Here is an 18,904-nt window from a genome sequence, read left to right as displayed (position 1 = left end):
ATATATGGTGTGAATCAGTCCCTAAATACCAACTTTGAAAGGGTTTTTGCAAATTTTTTAGTCAAGTGATCACACTTTTAACTTATTGAATAGCATCAACATTCACATTCACCCGAACAGAGGAAAACTTTCCTTTGATATCCGCTTCATAAACAGCCATGATCTTGTCTAGCATAAGCTCAATATAATTTACCCCTTTTTCGGTATCAATTTTCATCATAACCTCCCAGATAAATTTTTTATTCATCCAGTGAATGGCGGCTGGAGAAGGACCCAAAACCGGTACACCCGAGACCACAGACTCAATGGATTTCTTCAAGATATGAGCTGCCATGTTTACTTCATGATCTTTGGCAGACTTCAACTCAAACCTTATAAGCCTTGAATACGGGGGGTAATATAAAGGCTTTCGAAATTCCATTTCCTGACGAGCGAAGCCACGGTGGTCATGATCTCTTGCAAACTTTAGTGCAGGATTATCAGGCTGACGGGTTTGCAAAAAAACCGTCCCGGGCTTATCTCCCCTCCCTGAACGCCCCGAAACCTGACTTAGCAGTTGGTACATTCTCTCTGTTGCCTGAAAGGATGGAAAGGCTAATTCAGTATCAGCATTTACTACTCCAACAACGGTTACATTTGGGAAATCAAGACCTTTCGCTACCAACTGAGTTCCGATCATGATATCGGCTTTCCCTTCTCCAAATGTTTTGAGGATTCTTTCGTGTGCACCTTTGCGGGAGGTAGAGTCCCGATCAAACCGAATGATGTTTGCATCAGGGAAAAGATCTTCCAGCTGCTCTTCTATATTTTGCGTTCCGGAACCCTGTATTTTCAGATTTGCTGAACCGCATTTTTCACAATTCATATCTTTTCTGCGTGAATAGCCTGTGTAATGATCCATCAATAGATTTTTACGCTTGTGATAAGTAAGGCTTACAGAACTCTCGGGGCTTTCGGGAATATGTCCACAATCTTCACATTGGATATAGCTTGCGTACCCCCTGCGGTTATACAGTAAGATGATCTGCTCGTTCTTCTCCAGGGCTTCTTCCATCGCCATAAAAAGTGGTACTGCCAATTCTCCACGCATGGCCCCCTTATATTGCTTCAGATCCAGAATCTTAACTTCCGGCAAAACGGCTTCAGCATGTCTCTTTGTGAGTTCCAGCAACTCGCATTTTTCTTTAGCTGCCATATTCAAGGCCTGCATGCTTGGTGTCGCAGACCCCGTGATCACCACCGCATTATTCATGCTAGCCCGGACTATGGCTGTTTCTCGTGCGTGATATCGCGGAGCAGGATCTATCTGTTTATATGAACTGTCATGCTCTTCATCCAAAATGATCAACCCTAAATTTTGTACGGGTGCGAATACCGCTGAACGCGGGCCGATGGCAATACTCTTCTTTCCCGAATTAAGGTCTTTCCATGCCCGAAGCCGCTCACGATTGTTCATACGACTATGTAAAACAGCAATTTTATCACCAAAAATTCTATAAAACCTTGACACTGTTTGAGGTGTAAGTGCGATCTCTGGTACCAGCACAATTCCACCTTTTCCGCTTTCAACTACTTGTTTTAAAGCGTGAATATAAACTTCGGTCTTACCACTTCCCGTAATTCCAAAGAGCAGATAATTGGTAAACTCTTCTTTAGTCAGAGATTCCCTGATCTCCTCAAAAGCCTTCTGTTGGTCTTCATTCAGTGTTTTAATGGATTTCGGATCAAATTCCAGATGGTCGATCTCGGTTTTCTTTTCCACTTCTCTGAATGTGATCCATCCTTCATCCTGTAATTTTTTTAACGTGTAGGAATTGAATATAGAATCGTCCGATATTTCTGATTGCCGGAGGGGAAGTTCTTCTCTGATATCCGCCAAAGCTGAAGTCCATTTCAACTTTTCATTTACTTCCTCACTGTCTAAAAATATTTTGGCTGAGTCCCGGTCTTTTCCGTCTGCCCAAATCCATTCTCTTTCCGTAGCCACCGTTACTTTCAGGTCCGGCTCTTCCCAGACTTCGATTTTTTTATCCTTCAGCAGTTTAGAAAATACTTTATTAAGCCCTGTTCCCTTCCATCTTTTTTTTGCTTCATCCAGCGTGGTTTTATTTTCCTGAAGATCTTTTACTATTTCAAATTGTTCTTCACCCAGTTTTGATACATCGATATTCTCCGAAACCGTTAAGTATTTTCTGGATACAAAGTTTAATCCCGCTGGCAAAGCAGCCTGAATAGTTTCACCCCAGCTGGAATAATAAAATTTTGAGATCCACTCGGTAAGCTCTAAAAGCTCTTTAGATAAGATCGGTTTTTCATCGAGAATCTTACGGACAGGCCTGGTTTTAAAAGCAGGTGTTTTTTTATGGACCCGGACGATCACCCCAATAGCATTATAATTCCGAAATGGGATCCATACTCTTTGTCCTGTTTGAATAGAGTTTTCAAGATCTTTAGGTACATGATATGTGAACTGCTTTCGGACGGCTGCCGGTAAAGCTACATCAACAAAAGTGGACAAAATAATTGTGCTGTCTTGGATTAATTTGGAACGGAAAGCTTATCCAATTTCAAAGCACGAGTCAACCAATTTATAACACCAGTAACAAATAGATCAAAATGATCAACACCGGAAGGCTGAATACCAGTCCCCCTCTCCAATATGCGGATCTTTTTTTCATAACCGCCTCCTTTTTTGACTTATATCTAACTTTAATCTTATTAAAATCATTCTTTAATCACACCGCATAAACATGCTAAAATGAATATCGAATATTCAATATTGAGCAAGGAATATTGAAGTGTTCATTTTAAGTGCATATTTCTTTTGGTGGTTTGTATACTTTTAACAAAGATCGAGATTAACTCTTCACATTCATTTAAAGTATTGTCCAAAATTAGATCTTTTAGTAAAGGCTTTCTTCTAATGATCTTCATATTAGTCGAAGACTCACGAAGTTCTTTTAAACCTACTTTCAGTTTGTGAACGAAATCTTTTCTGGACTCTGCACTTTTGGCCTCCGAATAGTGAAAAGCAGGAGAGGTTCCACACCTCACTAGCTGATTTCCAAAATATTTACCTGCATAAGTATTAGGTAGTCTTTCTACTATTTCTAGAATATTCAGTGCATACTGCATCAATCTTTCTTCTAAATCATACTTTCTGTTATTCATGGTTCTCCTTCGATATTCAATATTCCTTGTTCGATATTCGATATTCCTATCCCAACCATCCTTCCCGATCCAGACTCCGATACTGAATTGCTTCGGCAACATGATTGGACTTGATATCCTCAGAGTGATCCAGGTCGGCTACAGTGCGGGAGACTTTTAGTATACGATCATAAGCTCGGGCAGAAAGACCCAGAGAGGTGATGGCTTTTTTGAGGATCTCGGAACCTGCATCATCCAGTTTGCAGACCTTGCGTACCATTCGAGTACTCATCTGTGCGTTACTATATACTCCTTTCATTCCCATGAACCGTTTAGATTGAATCTCCCTTGCTTTTACTACCCGCTTTCTGATATCCTCAGAAGATTCTCCTTTCGCTTTTCCTGAAAGCTCCTCATAACTCACTTTATGTACTTCAATATGCAGATCGATACGATCCAGCAACGGACCGCTTATTTTACTGAGATATCGCTGCATCTGTATAGAAGAAGTACCATTCATTTCATGAGGGTCATACCAATCTCCAGAAGGAGAAGGGTTCATCGATGCAACCAGCATCACTCTGCTTGGATAAGTTACGCTCATTCTGGCACGTGAAATGGAAACGGATCCATCTTCCAATGGTTGGCGCATCACTTCCAATGCACTTCGTTTGAATTCAGGAAGTTCGTCCAAAAAAAGCACTCCATTATGCGCCATAGATATTTCACCGGGCATAGGAATACTCCCGCCTCCAACCAATGCAACATCCGAGACCGTGTGATGCGGAGAGCGAAACTGCCTTTTGGTGATCAGTGCTTTACCGGATTCCAATATCCCAGAGACGGAATGAATCTTTGTAGTTTCCAGCGCTTCATCCAAGGTTAGCGGTGGCAGAATGGTTGGAATTCGCCGGGCCATCATAGTTTTACCGGAGCCGGGCGGGCCTACCATGATAACATTATGCCCGCCCGAAGCTGCTATTTCTAATGCCCGCTTCACATTTTCCTGTCCGCGCACATCACTGAAATCAAGCGGATTATGTTTCCCATTTTGGTTGAAATACTGCTCTACGTTACTGCGTAAAGGATCCATGCTGCCTCGATTCTCCAGCCAGTCTTTGACCTGGTTCAGATGCTCAAATGGAAAAACTTCGAGTTCTTCCACTACCGCAGCTTCTCCCCCGTTCTCTTTTGGGACGATCAAATTTTTAAATCCTTTTTTGGCAGCTTCAACTGCAACCGGTAATACTCCTTTCACCGAACGTATTTTTCCATCCAAAGCCAGTTCACCCAGCATTACAGTTTCATCCAGTTTATCGGTGTGAAGTTGTCCCGACATATTGAGAATACCGATGGCGATCGGAAGATCAAACCCATTCCCTTCTTTTGGAAGATCAGCCGGAGCCAGGTTTGCCGTTATTCTGCCCAATGGATAGTAGGAGCCTGTATTACGAATAGCCGCTTCAACGCGGTCCCTTGATTCTTTTACAGCCCGGTCCGGAAGTCCCACTAAAAAGAAAGCTACCATTCCATTGGTGTGATGAGTTTCTACGTCTATGATCTTTGCATCTACCCCGACAGTGGATGCACAATATACTCTTGAAAGCATAATTTGTACCTGAATCTTTTCTGTTATCTTTACGTAGTTAGAGCGGTGGGAAAGCAATTCCTTACAAAAAAATTTCATAAATCTTACATATCATGAAAAAAGAAGAAGCTAAAGACAAGGCTAAAACCATCTATCAGGAGATTCAGGGCGGTGTTAACGAAGTGATCAAGCAGATCCGAAATTTGATCAAAGAAGGAAGTGCCCGAAGGCTGATCATTAAGAATAAAGAAGGGGAAATTAAATTTCAGACCCAGTTAGCTTTTGGGGTTACGGGTGCTGCTTTAGTGGGCGCAATGGCTCCAGTAATATCTGCCATCGGTATGTTTGCAATGTTCATCAACGACTACCAGATCATCGTGGAACGGGAAGTTACCGACGATGACGAATATACCGTAGATGCCGAATTCATTGATATAAAAGATGAGGATGAGGGCGAAAAGGAAGAAGAGAAGTCTGAAACCAAAGCAAAAAAAGAAAGTTCTGACTCCAAAGAAGAAGAGAAGGAAGAAAAGACGATAGGTAAGAAGAAAAAGAAGTGATTTTAGAGATTGAGTTATTGAGCGATTAAGTATTCTTAATACTTAATCGCTCAATCTCATAATAACTTATTTCCAGTGCTCCTGTGCAATAGCTTTCTCGCTTTCAAGCTCACCTAAATAACGCTCGGCATCGAGGGCCGCCTTGCATCCGGTTCCTGCTGCAGTTACAGCTTGTCGATATACGGCATCCATTGCATCACCGCAGGCAAATAATCCGGGGAGATCGGTTTCTGTAGATTGGCCTTTGGTTTGGATATATCCCACATCGTCCATCTCAACCACGCCTTTGAACAGATCGGTATTCGGCTTGTGGCCGATTGCTACAAAAACGCCGGTAACATCATCCAATGTAGTAACATCGCCGGTATTTCTGTTTTTGACCTTAACACCTTCCACTACTTTTTCTCCGAGGACCTCAACAAGTTCGCTGTCCCACATGAATTCAATTTTTTCATTGTTGAATGCGCGGGTTTGCATGGCTTTGGAGGCACGGAGTTCATCACGGCGATGAATGACCGTTACTTTGCTGGCAAACTTTGTTAGGAAGGTTGCCTCTTCCATGGCCGTATCTCCACCGCCCACCACTACTACATGCTGGTTCCTGAAAAATGCACCGTCACAAGTGGCACAAGCAGAAACGCCTTTACCACGTAATTTTTGTTCGCTTTCAAGGTGAAGCCATTTTGCTGAAGCACCTGTAGAAGCAATGATTGCGTGAGCATAAAGCTCCGTTTTTTCATCTACAGTGATCTTATAGGGTCGTTCGCTGAAATCAATATCTGTAACGTATCCGTAGCGACAATCGGCACCGAAGCGAGTTGCTTGTTCGCGGAAATCCTGCATCATCTTTGGACCCATTACTCCATCAGGATATCCCGGAAAATTTTCTACATCCGTGGTCGTCATCAATTGGCCTCCCGGTTCGGGGCCTTCAAATACTAATGGTTTGAGGTCGGCACGGGCCGCATACAGTGCAGCTGTTAATCCGGCCGGGCCGCTACCTACAATTACAACGTCAAATGTTTTTCCTGCGATGTCTTCCATAATATGCTCTTTTTAAATTCGGATTAATTATAAGGCTTTCTGCAACAAAATTATTCCACTTATTTTCTATGAAATTAATAGAGCAGGCTTATAATTAAAATCTTACCTCTCTGTGTAGAGTTAATAAAAAAGGCCCGGGAAACCAGCCTTTCTACACTTATTTTTATAATGATCAGTTTGTCAGGAATGCCTGAAACTTCCTTTTTAGCTCTTCAGAATTCATCTTGAACTGATCATCACTGCATTCAGGAGTGAGATCTTCAATTGACCTGCTGTCTCTGGAATATTCCTGTTCACTGTCTTCCTCTTCAGGGTCAATAATTATCATCCTGTCACCATCAACCCGGATGTTGACTGTCAATTCCTCGAGATCATCAAAAAAGAAATCTATCAATCTAATTCGATAGTTATTGCCTTCATAAGAAATAAGCTCTCCAGCTTCCCAATTGTAGTAACAGTCTTCGCCTTGATCATATTCGTCGCCGGCATAATCCCAGATCGCCATCATTTTACTGGTGAAATAAAGACCTAATTCATCTCCGTCATCCCAGACCTCTTCTTGCCAGACTGCGTGCATTTCATCCGGAAATTCATCTCCGGTTTCAGTTTTCGAATCTTTCTTACAAGAACTAAGAAAAATTATTGAACATATAGTTTCTGCTATTAATGTACTCCGAGTATCCATAATTCTTGAGTTTATTTATGATTATCAAACCCATACTTATTCTATACTTTTTTACTTAAGACAACCCGCTCTCTCATCTGGTATTATAAGCCGGCTCTGCTATCTTAATTAAACTCTCTTAGTATTAGAAAACAATTAGAATTGCCTTTTAAGCTTGTATGAGGGAGGAAAAACTATAACCAGATGTTTTTACTTATAATTTTTACAAGATCATCCTTCCATTTATTTATTCAGTTTACGGTATAAAATTCTATCAGATAAAATCGGGCTCCTTTTATTCCTATAATCCATAGAATTAGCTTATTTCAAGTTCATCATATATTCATAATTATCAACGATAATTTGCGAAGTTTTTATTTGTGAAATTCATTGATTTCATTATGTTATTGGAAGAAACTTAACGGAGGATCCAAATTGATAGTAGGTGTTTTAAAAGAAACTGCTGAACATGAACGCCGGGTGGCCCTTACTCCGGAAGTATCTGCACAGCTTGTGAAACAAGGCATAGAAGTTTGGACAGAATCCGGAGCCGGGTTAGAATCAAACTTTCCGGATCATGAGTATGAGGAATCGGGTGCCTCTATTGTCTCTGACAGAAATAAAATATTGACAGGTTCGGACATATTAGTAACCATTCAGACTCCCGATGAAGAAGAATTTAAAAAGCTTAAAAAGGGTGCCATCCTGATCTGTTTGCTTTGGGCTCTTCAACATCCTGAATTGGTGAAGCAACTAAGAGATTTAGAAGTCTCCGCTTTGGGTATGGACTTCATTCCGCGAATATCCCGTGCCCAGAATATGGATGTTCTTTCCTCCATGAGTTCGATAGCAGGCTATAAAGCAGCATTGATCGCCGCAAATGAACTCGATAAGTATTTACCTATGATGATGACCGCTGCCGGAACCATCCCTCCTTCAAAGTCGCTGGTGCTGGGAGCCGGTGTTGCAGGGCTTCAGGCCATAGCTACTTTAAAGAGATTGGGTTCTGTAGTTGAAGCTTTTGATATCCGCCCGGAAGTAAAAGAACAGGTGGAAAGTTTGGGAGCAAAATTTGTTGAAGTGGAACTCGGGGAGGAAGAAACGCAAACAGAAGGTGGTTATGCCAAAGAACTTGATCAAAAAAAACAAGATCTCCAGCGACAAGCCATTCATGAACACTGCAAAAAATCTGACATTGTAGTTACAACGGCACTAATTCCCGGACGGCCGGCGCCGATTTTAATTAAGGAAGAAATGGTAAAGGATATGTCTCCCGGTTCAGTGATCGTAGATATTGCTTCTGAAAATGGCGGGAATTGTGAACTGACAGAGCACGGAAAAACAGTTGAGAAATATGGTGTCAAAATTGTAGGCCCCAACAACTTGCCGAGCCAGCTTTCATTGCACGCCAGTAAACTCTATTCCAAAAATATGTATGCATTGCTGAATCTTCTGTTGGAAGACGGTAAACCCAATTTCAACTTTGAAGATGAAATACTGCTAAAAACAACGGTTACGCATCAGGGAGAGATTATCAGTCCGATGTTGAAGAATGGTTAATAGGAAATGATTATTGGTTGATTTCTCCTTGATCAATTGACCAATTACACGAATAACAAATAACTAAAACTATGTCAGCCTTAATATTCTCCTTATTTATCTTTGTTCTGGCCTGCTTTATTGGCTTTGAGCTCATTTCCAAAGTCCCGCCCACCTTGCATACGCCACTTATGAGTGGTGCCAATGCCATTTCAGGAATTACCATTGTGGGAGCTTTAATCGTTGCGGGTCATTCCGGCTTAGATTCTCAGATGAGTCAGATCATCGGGTTTGTAGCTATTGTATTTGCGACTATCAATGTGGTGGGCGGTTTTATGGTAACAGACCGCATGCTGGAGATGTTCAAGAAAAAGGAGGATGAGAAATGAGTCAGTTCTTACCAGAGGCTTTCCTACCCTATTTACCTGATACCATCCAGATCATATACCTGATCGCAACCTTCTTTTTTATCCGCGGGTTGAAATTATTAAACTCCCCGGCTACAGCCCGAAAGGGAAATCAATTTGCCGCTATTGGGATGTTCATCGGAATCGCAGTCACGCTTTTCGATCAGCAGATCATATCATTTGAATGGATCATTGCCGGGATTCTGATCGGTGGTTTGATCGGAGCCGTTTTAGCCAAAAAAGTGGCAATGACCGCCATGCCCGAACTGGTTGCTGTTTTCAACGGATTTGGTGGTGGTGCGTCTGCTCTCGTAGCATGGGGCGAGTTTTCACGACTGGTTGATCCAACTACCATGACTCCGGATAGCCTGGTCACTACCGGACTTGGCATCTTCATTGGGGCGCTGACTTTCACCGGAAGCTTCATTGCTTTCGGAAAGCTGAAAGGATTCATTTCAGGTAATGCCATCACCTTTCCCGGGTTGAATGTCATTAATATTGGCTCAATGATAGCCGTTTTGGTATTGATCGGATTCTTCACTTTCGATCCCACCAACCAAACCATTTTCTGGATCATACTCGGATTATCTCTATTGATCGGTATTACTTCTGTCATTCCAATTGGCGGGGCCGATATGCCGGTCGTAATTTCATTACTTAACTCTTATTCAGGTATTGCCGCTTCCATGGCCGGTTTCGTGATCGGTAATAATCTTCTCATTATTGCAGGAGCACTTGTTGGCGCGGCGGGACTCATCCTTACTCAGATTATGTGCAAGGCCATGAACCGTTCGCTGGCAAATGTGATCTTTGGCGCTTTTGGCGGAGATTCAGGTGGCGGTTCCGGAGCTGATACGGGTGATAAAACTGTGCGTGAAAGCTCTGCCGATGACCTTGCCATACAGGTAGCCTATGCTTCCAAAGTGGTGATAGTGCCGGGATATGGACTCGCAGTTGCCCAGGCACAACATATTCTGAAAGAAGTAGCCGGGAAACTGGAAGACCGAGGCGTACAGGTAAAATATGGCATTCATCCTGTAGCCGGACGTATGCCCGGTCATATGAATGTTTTACTTGCTGAAGCCGATGTCCCCTACGATCAGTTGCTGGATATGGATCAGATAAACCCGGAATTCAAGACCACCGATGTAGTACTGGTGATCGGAGCGAATGATGTGGTCAATCCCGTAGCTAAAACCGAACCCGGAAGTCCCATTTACGGAATGCCTATTCTAAATGTGGATGAAGCCAAACGTACGATAATTTTCAAAAGAAGCCTTAGCCCCGGTTATGCCGGCATCGACAACCCTCTTTTTTATGATGAAAAAAATCAAATGTTCTTTGGTGATGCCAAAAAAAGCTTGCAGGCACTTAATGAAGCACTGAATGATGTTTAAGATTTAGCTATGGAACCTCCAAGCGTCCACAGGAGCTTGGAGCGTTCGTTGTAAGTAAAGGGACGGAACCACCCCGCAACGCTTGGAGGTCTTTCAGACGCTCCAAGGTTGCTAACTAAATAAACCAATGATCTTCTAGTCTTGAGCGAAGCTTCAACCTTCTTGCCCCTTGCACCTAACGCCTAACACCCGATCTCATAAACAAAACCTATCACGCCTTAAACCTTTATTGATTTGGTTCAGGTTTTTGGAATCGCTTTCTTTCTATCCTATCAAGAAATTTAATAGATTAATTATGGCTGATAAAAACGAAAGTTCTGCAAACAAAGCGAATACCTATAAAACCAATCAATCAAAAGCATCAGGAGACATCAGTAAATGTCCATTCCATAACGGCTCTATGAGAGAAGCCGCCGGTGGCGGTACCGGAAACCGGGAATGGTGGCCAAATAAACTGAATATCGATATTCTTCGTCAGCATTCTTCTAAGTCTAACCCTATGGGTGAAGATTTTGACTATGCTGAAGAATTTAAAAAGCTGGATCTGAAAGCGGTCAAGAAAGATCTTGAAGAATTGATGACCGATTCGCAAGAATGGTGGCCGGCCGACTTTGGACACTATGGCCCGCTGATGATCCGTATGGCATGGCACAGTGCCGGAACTTACCGCGTTGTTGACGGTCGCGGTGGAGGAGCAACCGGAAACCAACGGTTTGCACCCCTGAACAGCTGGCCTGATAATGTGAATCTTGATAAAGCTCGGCTTCTGCTCTGGCCAATCAAACAAAAATATGGGAATAAACTTTCCTGGGCAGATCTTATGATCTTAGCCGGAAATGTAGCTCTTGAATCCATGGGATTTGAAACCTTCGGTTTTGGTGGCGGACGTGTTGACGTTTGGGAACCTGAAGATGATATTTATTGGGGATCTGAAGGAGAATGGCTGGCCGATCAGCGCCACACCGATGATGGTGATCTCGAAGAACCGCTTGGTGCCGACCATATGGGACTCATATATGTAAATCCTGAAGGACCAAACGGCGAGCCCGATCCTAAAAAAGCTGCACATTTTATCCGTCAGACTTTTGCAAGAATGGCAATGAATGACGAAGAAACCGTTGCTCTTATTGCAGGCGGTCATACTTTCGGTAAAGTTCACGGTGCAGCTCCTGAATCAAATCTTGATGCCGAGCCGGAAGCTGCTCCCATCGAAGCTATGGGTATGGGCTGGCATAACAACCATGGCAGCGGAAAAGGCGCCGACACCATAACCAGTGGTTTGGAAGGAACATGGACGCAAAAGCCTACTGAATGGTCTATGCTCTATCTCGAGAATCTATTCAATTTTGAATGGGAAGTGCATAAGAGTCCGGCCGGAGCGTGGCAATGGCAGCCCAAAGACGGAGCCGGAGAAGGCACCGTTCCTGATGCCCACGATCCTGAGAAAAAGCATGCGCCTTTTATGCTTACCACCGATCTTTCTCTCAGAGAAGATCCTGCTTACGAAAAAATTTCACGTCGATTCCTTGAGAATCCCGATGAATTTGCAGATGCTTTCGCCCGTGCATGGTACAAACTGACACACCGTGATATGGGGCCGAAATCGCTCCTTTTGGGACCTGAAGTTCCAGAAGAAGAGCTTCTCTGGCAAGACCCCATTCCTGAGACAGATCATGAATTGATCAACAATAATGACATTGAAGAACTCAAAGGGAAAATCCTTGACTCAGGGCTTTCTGTTTCTGAACTGGTTTCCACAGCATGGGCTTCTGCCTCCACCTACCGCGGTTCTGACAAGCGCGGCGGAGCGAATGGTGCCCGAGTTCGACTGGCTCCTCAGAAAGACTGGGAAGTGAATAACCCGGAGCAATTGGCTAAGGTATTGGACATACTGGAAGGAATTCAGAACGAATTCGGTAAAACAGTTTCCATGGCTGATCTGATCGTACTTGGCGGTGTTGCTGCCATTGAAAAAGCAGCTAAAGATGCCGGTCATGATGTAACCGTACCATTTACTCCGGGACGAGCCGATGCTACTCAGGAGCAAACAGATGTAGAATCTTTTGCATGGTTAGAGCCACCTGCTGATGCCTTCCGTAACTATTACAATCCAAAGCACAACACTTCGCAAGAAGAGATGCTGGTGGACAAGGCACAGCTTATGACTCTTACTCCACCTGAGATGACCGTTCTTCTCGGTGGAATGCGTGTATTGGATACCAACTATGACGGTTCCAAGAAAGGCGTGTTCACCCACAAGCCCGGAACTCTCACTAACGACTACTTCAAAAACCTGTTGGATCTGAATACAACCTGGCAGGCCACCAACGATGACCAAAACGTTTTTGTGGGAAGTGATCGCAAAACGGGTGACGTAAAATGGAGTGGTTCAAGAGTAGACCTGATCTGTGGTTCTAACTCTGAGCTACGTGCACTTGCTGAAGTGTATGGTGCTGAAGATGCAGAGGAAAAATTCCTCAGCGACTTCGTAAATGCATGGACTAAAGTAATGAACCTGGATCGCTTCGATCTGAAGTAATTACTTCATCACTTAATGACTATACAGAAGGCAGTCTGAATTTATCAGACTGCCTTTTTTGTTTTTGGAGGGTGCTTTATGCCTTGCTTTGGGACGGTAGGTTCCGGAGAGCATTCCCAAACGAGTGGTTGGGAACAAGGGTAAGAAGTTTAAAACGAAGTCGTCATCCCGAGTGCGTACGAGTTGGCTAAGAGCAAAGCCACCGAACACGAGGGATCTCAAATTCAGAACTGCTTGGCAGTTCAACTTTTGAGATCCTTCGCTATTAACATCCAGCCCTATAAAACTACTTACCTCTCAGTATGACGACTCTTGGGGAGGAGTTTACGGGACTGCATTTTCCCGAACGCTGGGAGAGCTAAGCAAGAGTGCCAACGACCCAATTTTTTACAAACACAGAATTGAATTCTTCCGAATTGTTGATAGTTTAGCTTCATCAGATCAACTAATCAGGCTTATGAAGTTTTCTCTCAGATCCATTCTATTATTTACCCTGTTCATTGGGATACTTGGATGTTCCTCTTCCCCATCAATTGAACCCGGCGTATCCCTTGAACTCGCTCAGTTTCGAAAGGCGAATATCTCGGACATCACCTATGAATTGTATTTCAACATTCCTGAAGATCAATCCGAATCCATATCTGGAACAGCTACGATTTTATTTGAGCTTAAGGATGGCACTCACATCATCCAGCTTGATTTCAGGGAATCAGAAGAGCTTCTGAACTCAGTTTCCATAAACGGTGAAACAGTGGAGATCGCCTTCGAAAGGGAGCACATTATTTTACCGGCTGAGTATTTATCAGAAGGACAAAATTCCGTCGATATTGATTTCACAGCCGGAGAGTCTTCCCTCAATCGAAATCCTGAATACCTGTATACCCTTTTTGTTCCCGACCGCACCCGAACAGCTTTCCCGCTTTTTGATCAGCCGGATCTGAAAGCGGTCTATGACCTCACACTGGAAATTCCGCTAAACTGGAAAGCCATCTCCAATGCTCCGCTGAGTTATCAGCATGAATCTGATTCAACCAAGACCCTGAATTTTGCCCCTTCTGATCTGATCAGTTCCTACCTTTTTTCTTTTGTTGCCGGGGATTTTGAGAAAGTCACCCAAACCGTGGATAGCGTTGAAATGACCATGTTGCACCGCGAGTCCGATCAGGAAAAAGCAGACCGAAACATCGATGATATCTTCCGCCTGCATAAAGCTTCGCTCGACTGGCTGGAAGAATACACCGGCATCGACTACCCCTTCCAGAAGTTCGATTTTGCCCTAATTCCAACGTTCCAGTACGGAGGAATGGAGCATGTGGGAGCTATCCAGTACCGAGCTTCGGCTTTGTTTTTGGATGAAGATCCGTCAGACTCACAGTTACTAAGTCGAGCAAGCCTGATCGCTCACGAAACGGCCCACATGTGGTTTGGCGACCTGGTTACCATGGAGTGGTTCAATGATGTATGGACCAAAGAAGTGTTCGCCAATTTCATGGCTGCCAAGATCATGAATCCAAATTTCCCGGATATTAATCATGATCTGAACTTTGTGCTCCGCCATCACCCCAGTGCCTATTCCGTGGATCGCACTGAAGGAGCCAATCCGATACGTCAATATTTAGGAAACCTGAACCAGGCCGGACAGATGTACGGAGCAATTATCTACAACAAAGCCCCGATCATGATGCGGCAACTTGAGCTGTTGGTGGGCGAGGAAATTTTCCGTAAAGGCATGCGGAAATATCTCAGCACCTATTCTTTTGGGAATGCCACCTGGCCGGATCTCATCAATATTCTGGATGACCTTTCCGATCAGAACCTGAAAACCTGGAGTGAAGTGTGGGTAAATACTCCGGGTAGACCTCACTTCACAGAAAGCTATGAGGCTGAGAACAAAAGCTTGGTTTCTCAGAACGACCCCTTAGAAAAGGGACGAATTTGGCCTCAAGAGTTCACTGTCCTGGAAAAAAGAGAATCTATTAGTGTTGAACATCCTGTTATAAGTGATAAAGCCGAAACAGAAATTAATTTTCAGAGTCCCAACCAAATCCTATTCAATGCGAATGGTTTTGGATACGGCCTTTTTCCCGCTTCGCTAAAAAATTTAGAACTCTGGGATGAACTTGATGACGTAACCAAAGGCTCCGAACTCATCAACCTATACGAGAATATGCTGGAGCAAAATCAGGTGATACCAAGAGAGTATCTATTCAAGCTCCTCGAACTCGTTCAAACTGAAGAAAACCAGCTTTTGATCGGGCAGATGCTGGGACACATTCAAACCATTTACTGGGAGCTGCTGAATGAAGCTGAGCGAAATAATGTCGCTCCAGATCTGGAAGAAATTTTATGGGAGCAGATGATCGCTCAGGATGAGTCAAGTAAGAAAAAGACCTTATTCAATACATTCCGAAATGTTAGCCTCAGTGAATCCGAAGTTCAAAAGATCTACGATATCTGGCGGGGCGAGATGGAGATCGATGGACTGAATCTTTCCGAGACCGATTACATCAGCATGGCGGGTGATCTGACGATCAAAATGCCGGAGGAATCTGATGATATCATCTCAACCCAAATGGAAAACATTACCAATAGCGACCGAAAACGCCGGTTTGAATTTATAAGTCCCGCCCTTTCCAATGACCAACAGGTTCGGGATACATTTTTTGGATCGCTGAAAGAAGAAGAAAACCGACAGACAGAATCCTGGGTACTTAGTGCATTGGGATATTTATATCATCCGCTTCGGGTAGATGATTCTGAAAAATACATTCTTCCAAGTTTAGAATTACTACAGGAAATTCAGGTTACCGGCGATATCTTTTTCCCAAAACGCTGGCTGGATGTGACCTTAAGTAATTACTCATCCGATAAAGCCGTACAAACCGTTCGTGATTTTCTGAATGAACGCCCTGATTATAACGATCAGTTGCGAATGAAGATCCTTCAGGCCGCTGATGGGATGTTTCGGGCGAATAGGATAAAGGGGTGAGGGGATGGCTTGTTTTATTTATTGTAGCTTGGTATTTGGACCGGGAGGTTGGGAACGAGATTAAAATCTGGCTTTTTTACGTTGGCTGAGCACGTTCGAAATGAGGGTAATTGCCTTTCAGTATTTTTTTTTATTTACTTCAATTCCTAATAATACTTTAAAAAGTGAGGTTAATATGAATAAGTTTTCAACATATATAATTTCGTTTATTATTGTTTTGTTTAGCATAACAAGCTTTGACTCCAGTTATGTTGAGGGTCAAGATGCATGCTATTTAATAGGTTGTTACAAGCCCGGTGGAGGTACTATTTTCGCCTGTACATCGTGGGCAGAAGATGCGCCCGATTGCACTTCTTGTACAGAAGACTGTCCCGATTTAGTAGTTGAGTAATAAACTAATCTACTTGCAGTCATTAAATACAGTACTATTCATGAAAACAGTATTATTTTTGTTTAGTTTTATTTTGCTATCCGGTTGTGAAAAAACTAACGACACATCAGAGCGATATAATTTCACGTTTACTAAAATTGGTGAGATTAATCTTCAAAATTCTTTGTTAACCGGCGCAAATCGAATTTTAAGGAATGAAACCCATATTTACATTTTAGACACAAGGCTTGGAAAAATTTTTCGATATGATTCAACCGGAAAAAATTTAGGGGATTTTGGGGGAGAAGGTTCTGGTCCTGGGGAGTTTAGAAAAGCCGTTTCATTTGATTTTGGTTCTCACAATACCCTTTATGTTTATGATAGAGACCTGCAAAGAATTTCTGAATTTGACCTCGAAGGAACTTTTAAACGTTTGATACCCGTTAAAGCGTTGGGTACACAACTAATAGCTACAAATACAAAATTTTTACTGCATAATAGTACAGTTTTATCGCATGAAAAGCCGATGGTTAAAGTAATTGACATGGATTCGGGTGAGATTGTAAAAGAAATTAGCCCTCTCTCCGATCTTGTAGCAGATTTAGGTTTTGGTATTTCAGGGCCAGCATTATTTGGAGTAACTGAATCAGAGTCAAAAATTCATGTCCTTCAACATCCGTTTCATTTAAAATTATTCTCCTATGATAAAGCTGGCGTGATTAAGAAATTTGAGAAAGAGTTAAGTTCAGATTTTTTTGTGAAGCCTGATTTTTCCAATTTTAACAGGTATTCTGATAAGGTAGAGGAACGAACAAATGCAAGTATTTACGCTGTTTTTTCGAGTGAGGAAAAAATTTTTTTTATATATGACGAGTTCCACACTCCAGACAGATACATGGATATTTTTGATTATGACGGAAACCTCCTAAATAAAGCACCTGTTAAATTAGGTGGTGCATATCCAATACATTTTTTTGAAAATATATTTTATTCGTTAGCATATAAAGATACTGTAAATATTGAACAAGGCTTCAAACTTAATACATATACATTAGAAGTTTCAGATTCAGAATAAGAAACATATTGTTGAGTCTGATACTCAATAAGTATTGAGATCTTAGTAGCATTCCCAGCGAGGCTGTTTGGAACGAGTTGTAAATTTGAGTTGTGGTTTCATTGGTAATAGTCGAACCGGGTGGTCCGTGATTACATTCCTAACTACGGCAAAGGCTTTAACCGAATAGTAACATAGTTATCATTGCTGATTCATGGTAATTGAGCATAATATTCTTTTGTGTAACCGAGAAGTAAAGCTAGTAGGGGCAAATTACAATACGCCCCGTATTGCTCAATCCTCGGCATCTTCATGATAGAACTGCATCGCCTTCCAGAAACTTAACGTTGCTAAGAACCCACACACCGTAAATACCAGCAGCAGTGCTTTCGAAGGGCCATACAGATCCGTAAATACATGATCGATGAGCCAACCTGTTACGGGCGGTCCGATCCCAAACCCCACTATGCTGATCACAAATAAATACACTGCGCCGGCCATCCCCCGCATATCTGATTTCACAAAATATTGAATAAGGGCTGCCGCCACTCCGTTGTATGAGGAGGCGATCACGTTCCCGATCCCGATCAGTACAAAAGCCATCATTACCGATTCGGCAAATAACCCAAAATAGTAGAATGGGAGTCCGCCCAAGGCAGCCACAATCCCCATTACAAAGCGTTTCTCCGGACCAAATTTAATGGCCATTTTGTCGGCCAGCCAACCGGAGAGATTTACTCCCACTCCCGCCGCAAACATAAACCAACCGTACTGAGCGATCATAGAGGGAGCTTCAAAGGTATCATTCAAGACCGTTCCGATAAAAGCCAGAATGGTGTATCCGCTGAGGGAAAGAAGTGAAAATCCGGCGAGATAATAACGCACACTTCTCTTTTTGAGGATGAACTTGAGCACTTCAAAAAACTCAGATGACGAACGATCACTTTTAACCGATTTTCTCTTCGGTTCACGGATTAATAAAAATCCTATAACTGCAATACCCAATCCGGGCCAACCTACGATCTTCATGGCCTCCTGCCAGTCGTAGGCTTGCGCTACCGAACCACCGATCAAAAAGGAAAGTCCTACCCCAACAAAGATCCCGGAGGCGTAGACCGAGAATACGCGCGCTCTTTTTTCAGGTGGGAAATAATCCGCCAGTAAGGAATACACGGCCGGGCTCAGTGCCGACTGACTTACTCCAACAAAAAATCTTGCAGTGATCAGAAAAACGAAAGAGCTTGCGAATCCGCTGGCTACGGTCATCAGGCTCCAGATGACAAGTCCGGTAAGAATGATCCGCTTTCGGGAAAACTGATCAGCAAACCATCCCATAAAAATTCCGCAAACGGCATAGATCAGGGAGAAAGCGGGTCCATAGAGAACACCGATCTGTGTATTAGTGAAACCCAGATCATCACGAATAGCTGTTCCCAATACTGCAACGATCTGCCGGTCCACAAAGCTGGAGATATAGATGAGGAATAATAATCCAAGTACAAGCCAGGCATAGAACTGTGGATTACGAGCTTCAAGTTTGTCGTAGATAAATTTCATGGGCCAAAGATAGAGCACAGATCGGTGGGATGGAAATTTGAACATC

Annotated in this window: 13 protein-coding genes; 7 read left to right on the top strand and 6 right to left on the bottom strand. The window is 43.0% G+C overall.

Annotation, left to right across the window (positions count from 1 at the left end; translation table 11 throughout):
* Positions 1-82: 82 nt before the first annotated feature.
* From priA to ACFSVN_RS04155, 3 genes are all read right to left on the bottom strand, one after another.
* Positions 83-2,518 (bottom strand): replication restart helicase PriA, encoded by a 2,436-nt coding sequence (priA, locus tag ACFSVN_RS04165; RefSeq protein ID WP_390299059.1) that lies wholly within the window; start codon positions 2,516-2,518, stop codon positions 83-85.
* Between the two features lie 284 nt (positions 2,519-2,802).
* Positions 2,803-3,171 (bottom strand): four helix bundle protein, encoded by a 369-nt coding sequence (locus ACFSVN_RS04160; RefSeq protein ID WP_390299056.1) that lies wholly within the window; start codon positions 3,169-3,171, stop codon positions 2,803-2,805.
* A gap of 46 nt (positions 3,172-3,217) precedes the next feature.
* Positions 3,218-4,759 (bottom strand): YifB family Mg chelatase-like AAA ATPase, encoded by a 1,542-nt coding sequence (locus ACFSVN_RS04155; protein WP_390299053.1) that lies wholly within the window; start codon positions 4,757-4,759, stop codon positions 3,218-3,220.
* A 92-nt stretch (positions 4,760-4,851) separates the two neighbouring features.
* On the opposite strand from ACFSVN_RS04155, the gene ACFSVN_RS04150 reads away from it, so the two are divergent.
* Positions 4,852-5,298, top strand: coding sequence for a DUF4342 domain-containing protein (locus ACFSVN_RS04150; protein ID WP_390299050.1), 447 nt, complete (start codon positions 4,852-4,854; stop codon positions 5,296-5,298).
* A gap of 66 nt (positions 5,299-5,364) precedes the next feature.
* Here the strand turns inward: ACFSVN_RS04150 and trxB are convergent, their stop codons facing one another.
* The gene (trxB, locus tag ACFSVN_RS04145) at positions 5,365-6,342 is read right to left on the bottom strand and encodes a thioredoxin-disulfide reductase (RefSeq protein WP_390299048.1); all 978 of its coding nucleotides are present in this window, start codon (positions 6,340-6,342) and stop codon (positions 5,365-5,367) included.
* A gap of 172 nt (positions 6,343-6,514) precedes the next feature.
* Entirely contained in the window at positions 6,515-7,027 is a 513-nt protein-coding gene (locus ACFSVN_RS04140) for a hypothetical protein (protein ID WP_390299045.1), read from the bottom strand.
* A gap of 414 nt (positions 7,028-7,441) precedes the next feature.
* On the opposite strand from ACFSVN_RS04140, the gene ACFSVN_RS04135 reads away from it, so the two are divergent.
* From ACFSVN_RS04135 to ACFSVN_RS04110, 6 genes are all read left to right on the top strand, one after another.
* Positions 7,442-8,566 (top strand): Re/Si-specific NAD(P)(+) transhydrogenase subunit alpha, encoded by a 1,125-nt coding sequence (locus ACFSVN_RS04135; RefSeq protein WP_390299361.1) that lies wholly within the window; start codon positions 7,442-7,444, stop codon positions 8,564-8,566.
* 71 nt (positions 8,567-8,637) lie between these two features.
* The gene (locus tag ACFSVN_RS04130) at positions 8,638-8,934 is read left to right on the top strand and encodes an NAD(P) transhydrogenase subunit alpha (protein ID WP_390299042.1); all 297 of its coding nucleotides are present in this window, start codon (positions 8,638-8,640) and stop codon (positions 8,932-8,934) included.
* Positions 8,931-10,349, top strand: coding sequence for an NAD(P)(+) transhydrogenase (Re/Si-specific) subunit beta (locus ACFSVN_RS04125; RefSeq protein WP_390299039.1), 1,419 nt, complete (start codon positions 8,931-8,933; stop codon positions 10,347-10,349). Before ACFSVN_RS04130 ends, ACFSVN_RS04125 begins: the two co-directional genes overlap by 4 nt.
* A 295-nt stretch (positions 10,350-10,644) precedes the next feature.
* Positions 10,645-12,888: a catalase/peroxidase HPI gene (gene katG / locus ACFSVN_RS04120; RefSeq protein ID WP_390299036.1), complete on the top strand. Its 2,244-nt coding sequence runs from the start codon at positions 10,645-10,647 to the stop codon at positions 12,886-12,888.
* Positions 12,889-13,345: 457 nt separating this feature from the next.
* Positions 13,346-15,877, top strand: coding sequence for a M1 family metallopeptidase (locus ACFSVN_RS04115; protein ID WP_390299034.1), 2,532 nt, complete (start codon positions 13,346-13,348; stop codon positions 15,875-15,877).
* 431 nt (positions 15,878-16,308) lie between these two features.
* Complete coding sequence (locus ACFSVN_RS04110; protein ID WP_390299031.1) at positions 16,309-17,322, top strand: 6-bladed beta-propeller; 1,014 nt, start codon at positions 16,309-16,311, stop codon at positions 17,320-17,322.
* 273 nt (positions 17,323-17,595) lie between these two features.
* Here the strand turns inward: ACFSVN_RS04110 and ACFSVN_RS04105 are convergent, their stop codons facing one another.
* On the bottom strand, positions 17,596-18,858 hold the full coding sequence (locus tag ACFSVN_RS04105; RefSeq protein WP_390299028.1) for a spinster family MFS transporter: 1,263 nt from the start codon (positions 18,856-18,858) through the stop codon (positions 17,596-17,598).
* Positions 18,859-18,904 lie beyond the last annotated feature (46 nt).

The sequence above is a fragment of the Gracilimonas halophila genome (genome assembly GCF_042684365.1).
GTDB classification, from domain to species: domain Bacteria; phylum Bacteroidota; class Rhodothermia; order Balneolales; family Balneolaceae; genus Gracilimonas; species Gracilimonas halophila.
The sequence above is the reverse complement of the archived record's forward strand: the minus strand, read 5'-3'. Positions and strand labels throughout refer to the sequence as shown.

Coding starts and splice junctions, on each gene's coding strand:
- ACFSVN_RS04160 (WP_390299056.1), bottom strand. CDS start 3,171: ATGAATAACAGAAAGTATGATTTAGAAGAAAGATTGATGCAGTATGCA.
- ACFSVN_RS04155 (WP_390299053.1), bottom strand. CDS start 4,759: ATGCTTTCAAGAGTATATTGTGCATCCACTGTCGGGGTAGATGCAAAG.
- ACFSVN_RS04150 (WP_390299050.1), top strand. CDS start 4,852: ATGAAAAAAGAAGAAGCTAAAGACAAGGCTAAAACCATCTATCAGGAG.
- trxB (WP_390299048.1), bottom strand. CDS start 6,342: ATGGAAGACATCGCAGGAAAAACATTTGACGTTGTAATTGTAGGTAGC.
- ACFSVN_RS04140 (WP_390299045.1), bottom strand. CDS start 7,027: ATGGATACTCGGAGTACATTAATAGCAGAAACTATATGTTCAATAATT.
- ACFSVN_RS04130 (WP_390299042.1), top strand. CDS start 8,638: ATGTCAGCCTTAATATTCTCCTTATTTATCTTTGTTCTGGCCTGCTTT.
- ACFSVN_RS04125 (WP_390299039.1), top strand. CDS start 8,931: ATGAGTCAGTTCTTACCAGAGGCTTTCCTACCCTATTTACCTGATACC.
- katG (WP_390299036.1), top strand. CDS start 10,645: ATGGCTGATAAAAACGAAAGTTCTGCAAACAAAGCGAATACCTATAAA.
- ACFSVN_RS04115 (WP_390299034.1), top strand. CDS start 13,346: ATGAAGTTTTCTCTCAGATCCATTCTATTATTTACCCTGTTCATTGGG.
- ACFSVN_RS04110 (WP_390299031.1), top strand. CDS start 16,309: ATGAAAACAGTATTATTTTTGTTTAGTTTTATTTTGCTATCCGGTTGT.
- ACFSVN_RS04105 (WP_390299028.1), bottom strand. CDS start 18,858: ATGAAATTTATCTACGACAAACTTGAAGCTCGTAATCCACAGTTCTAT.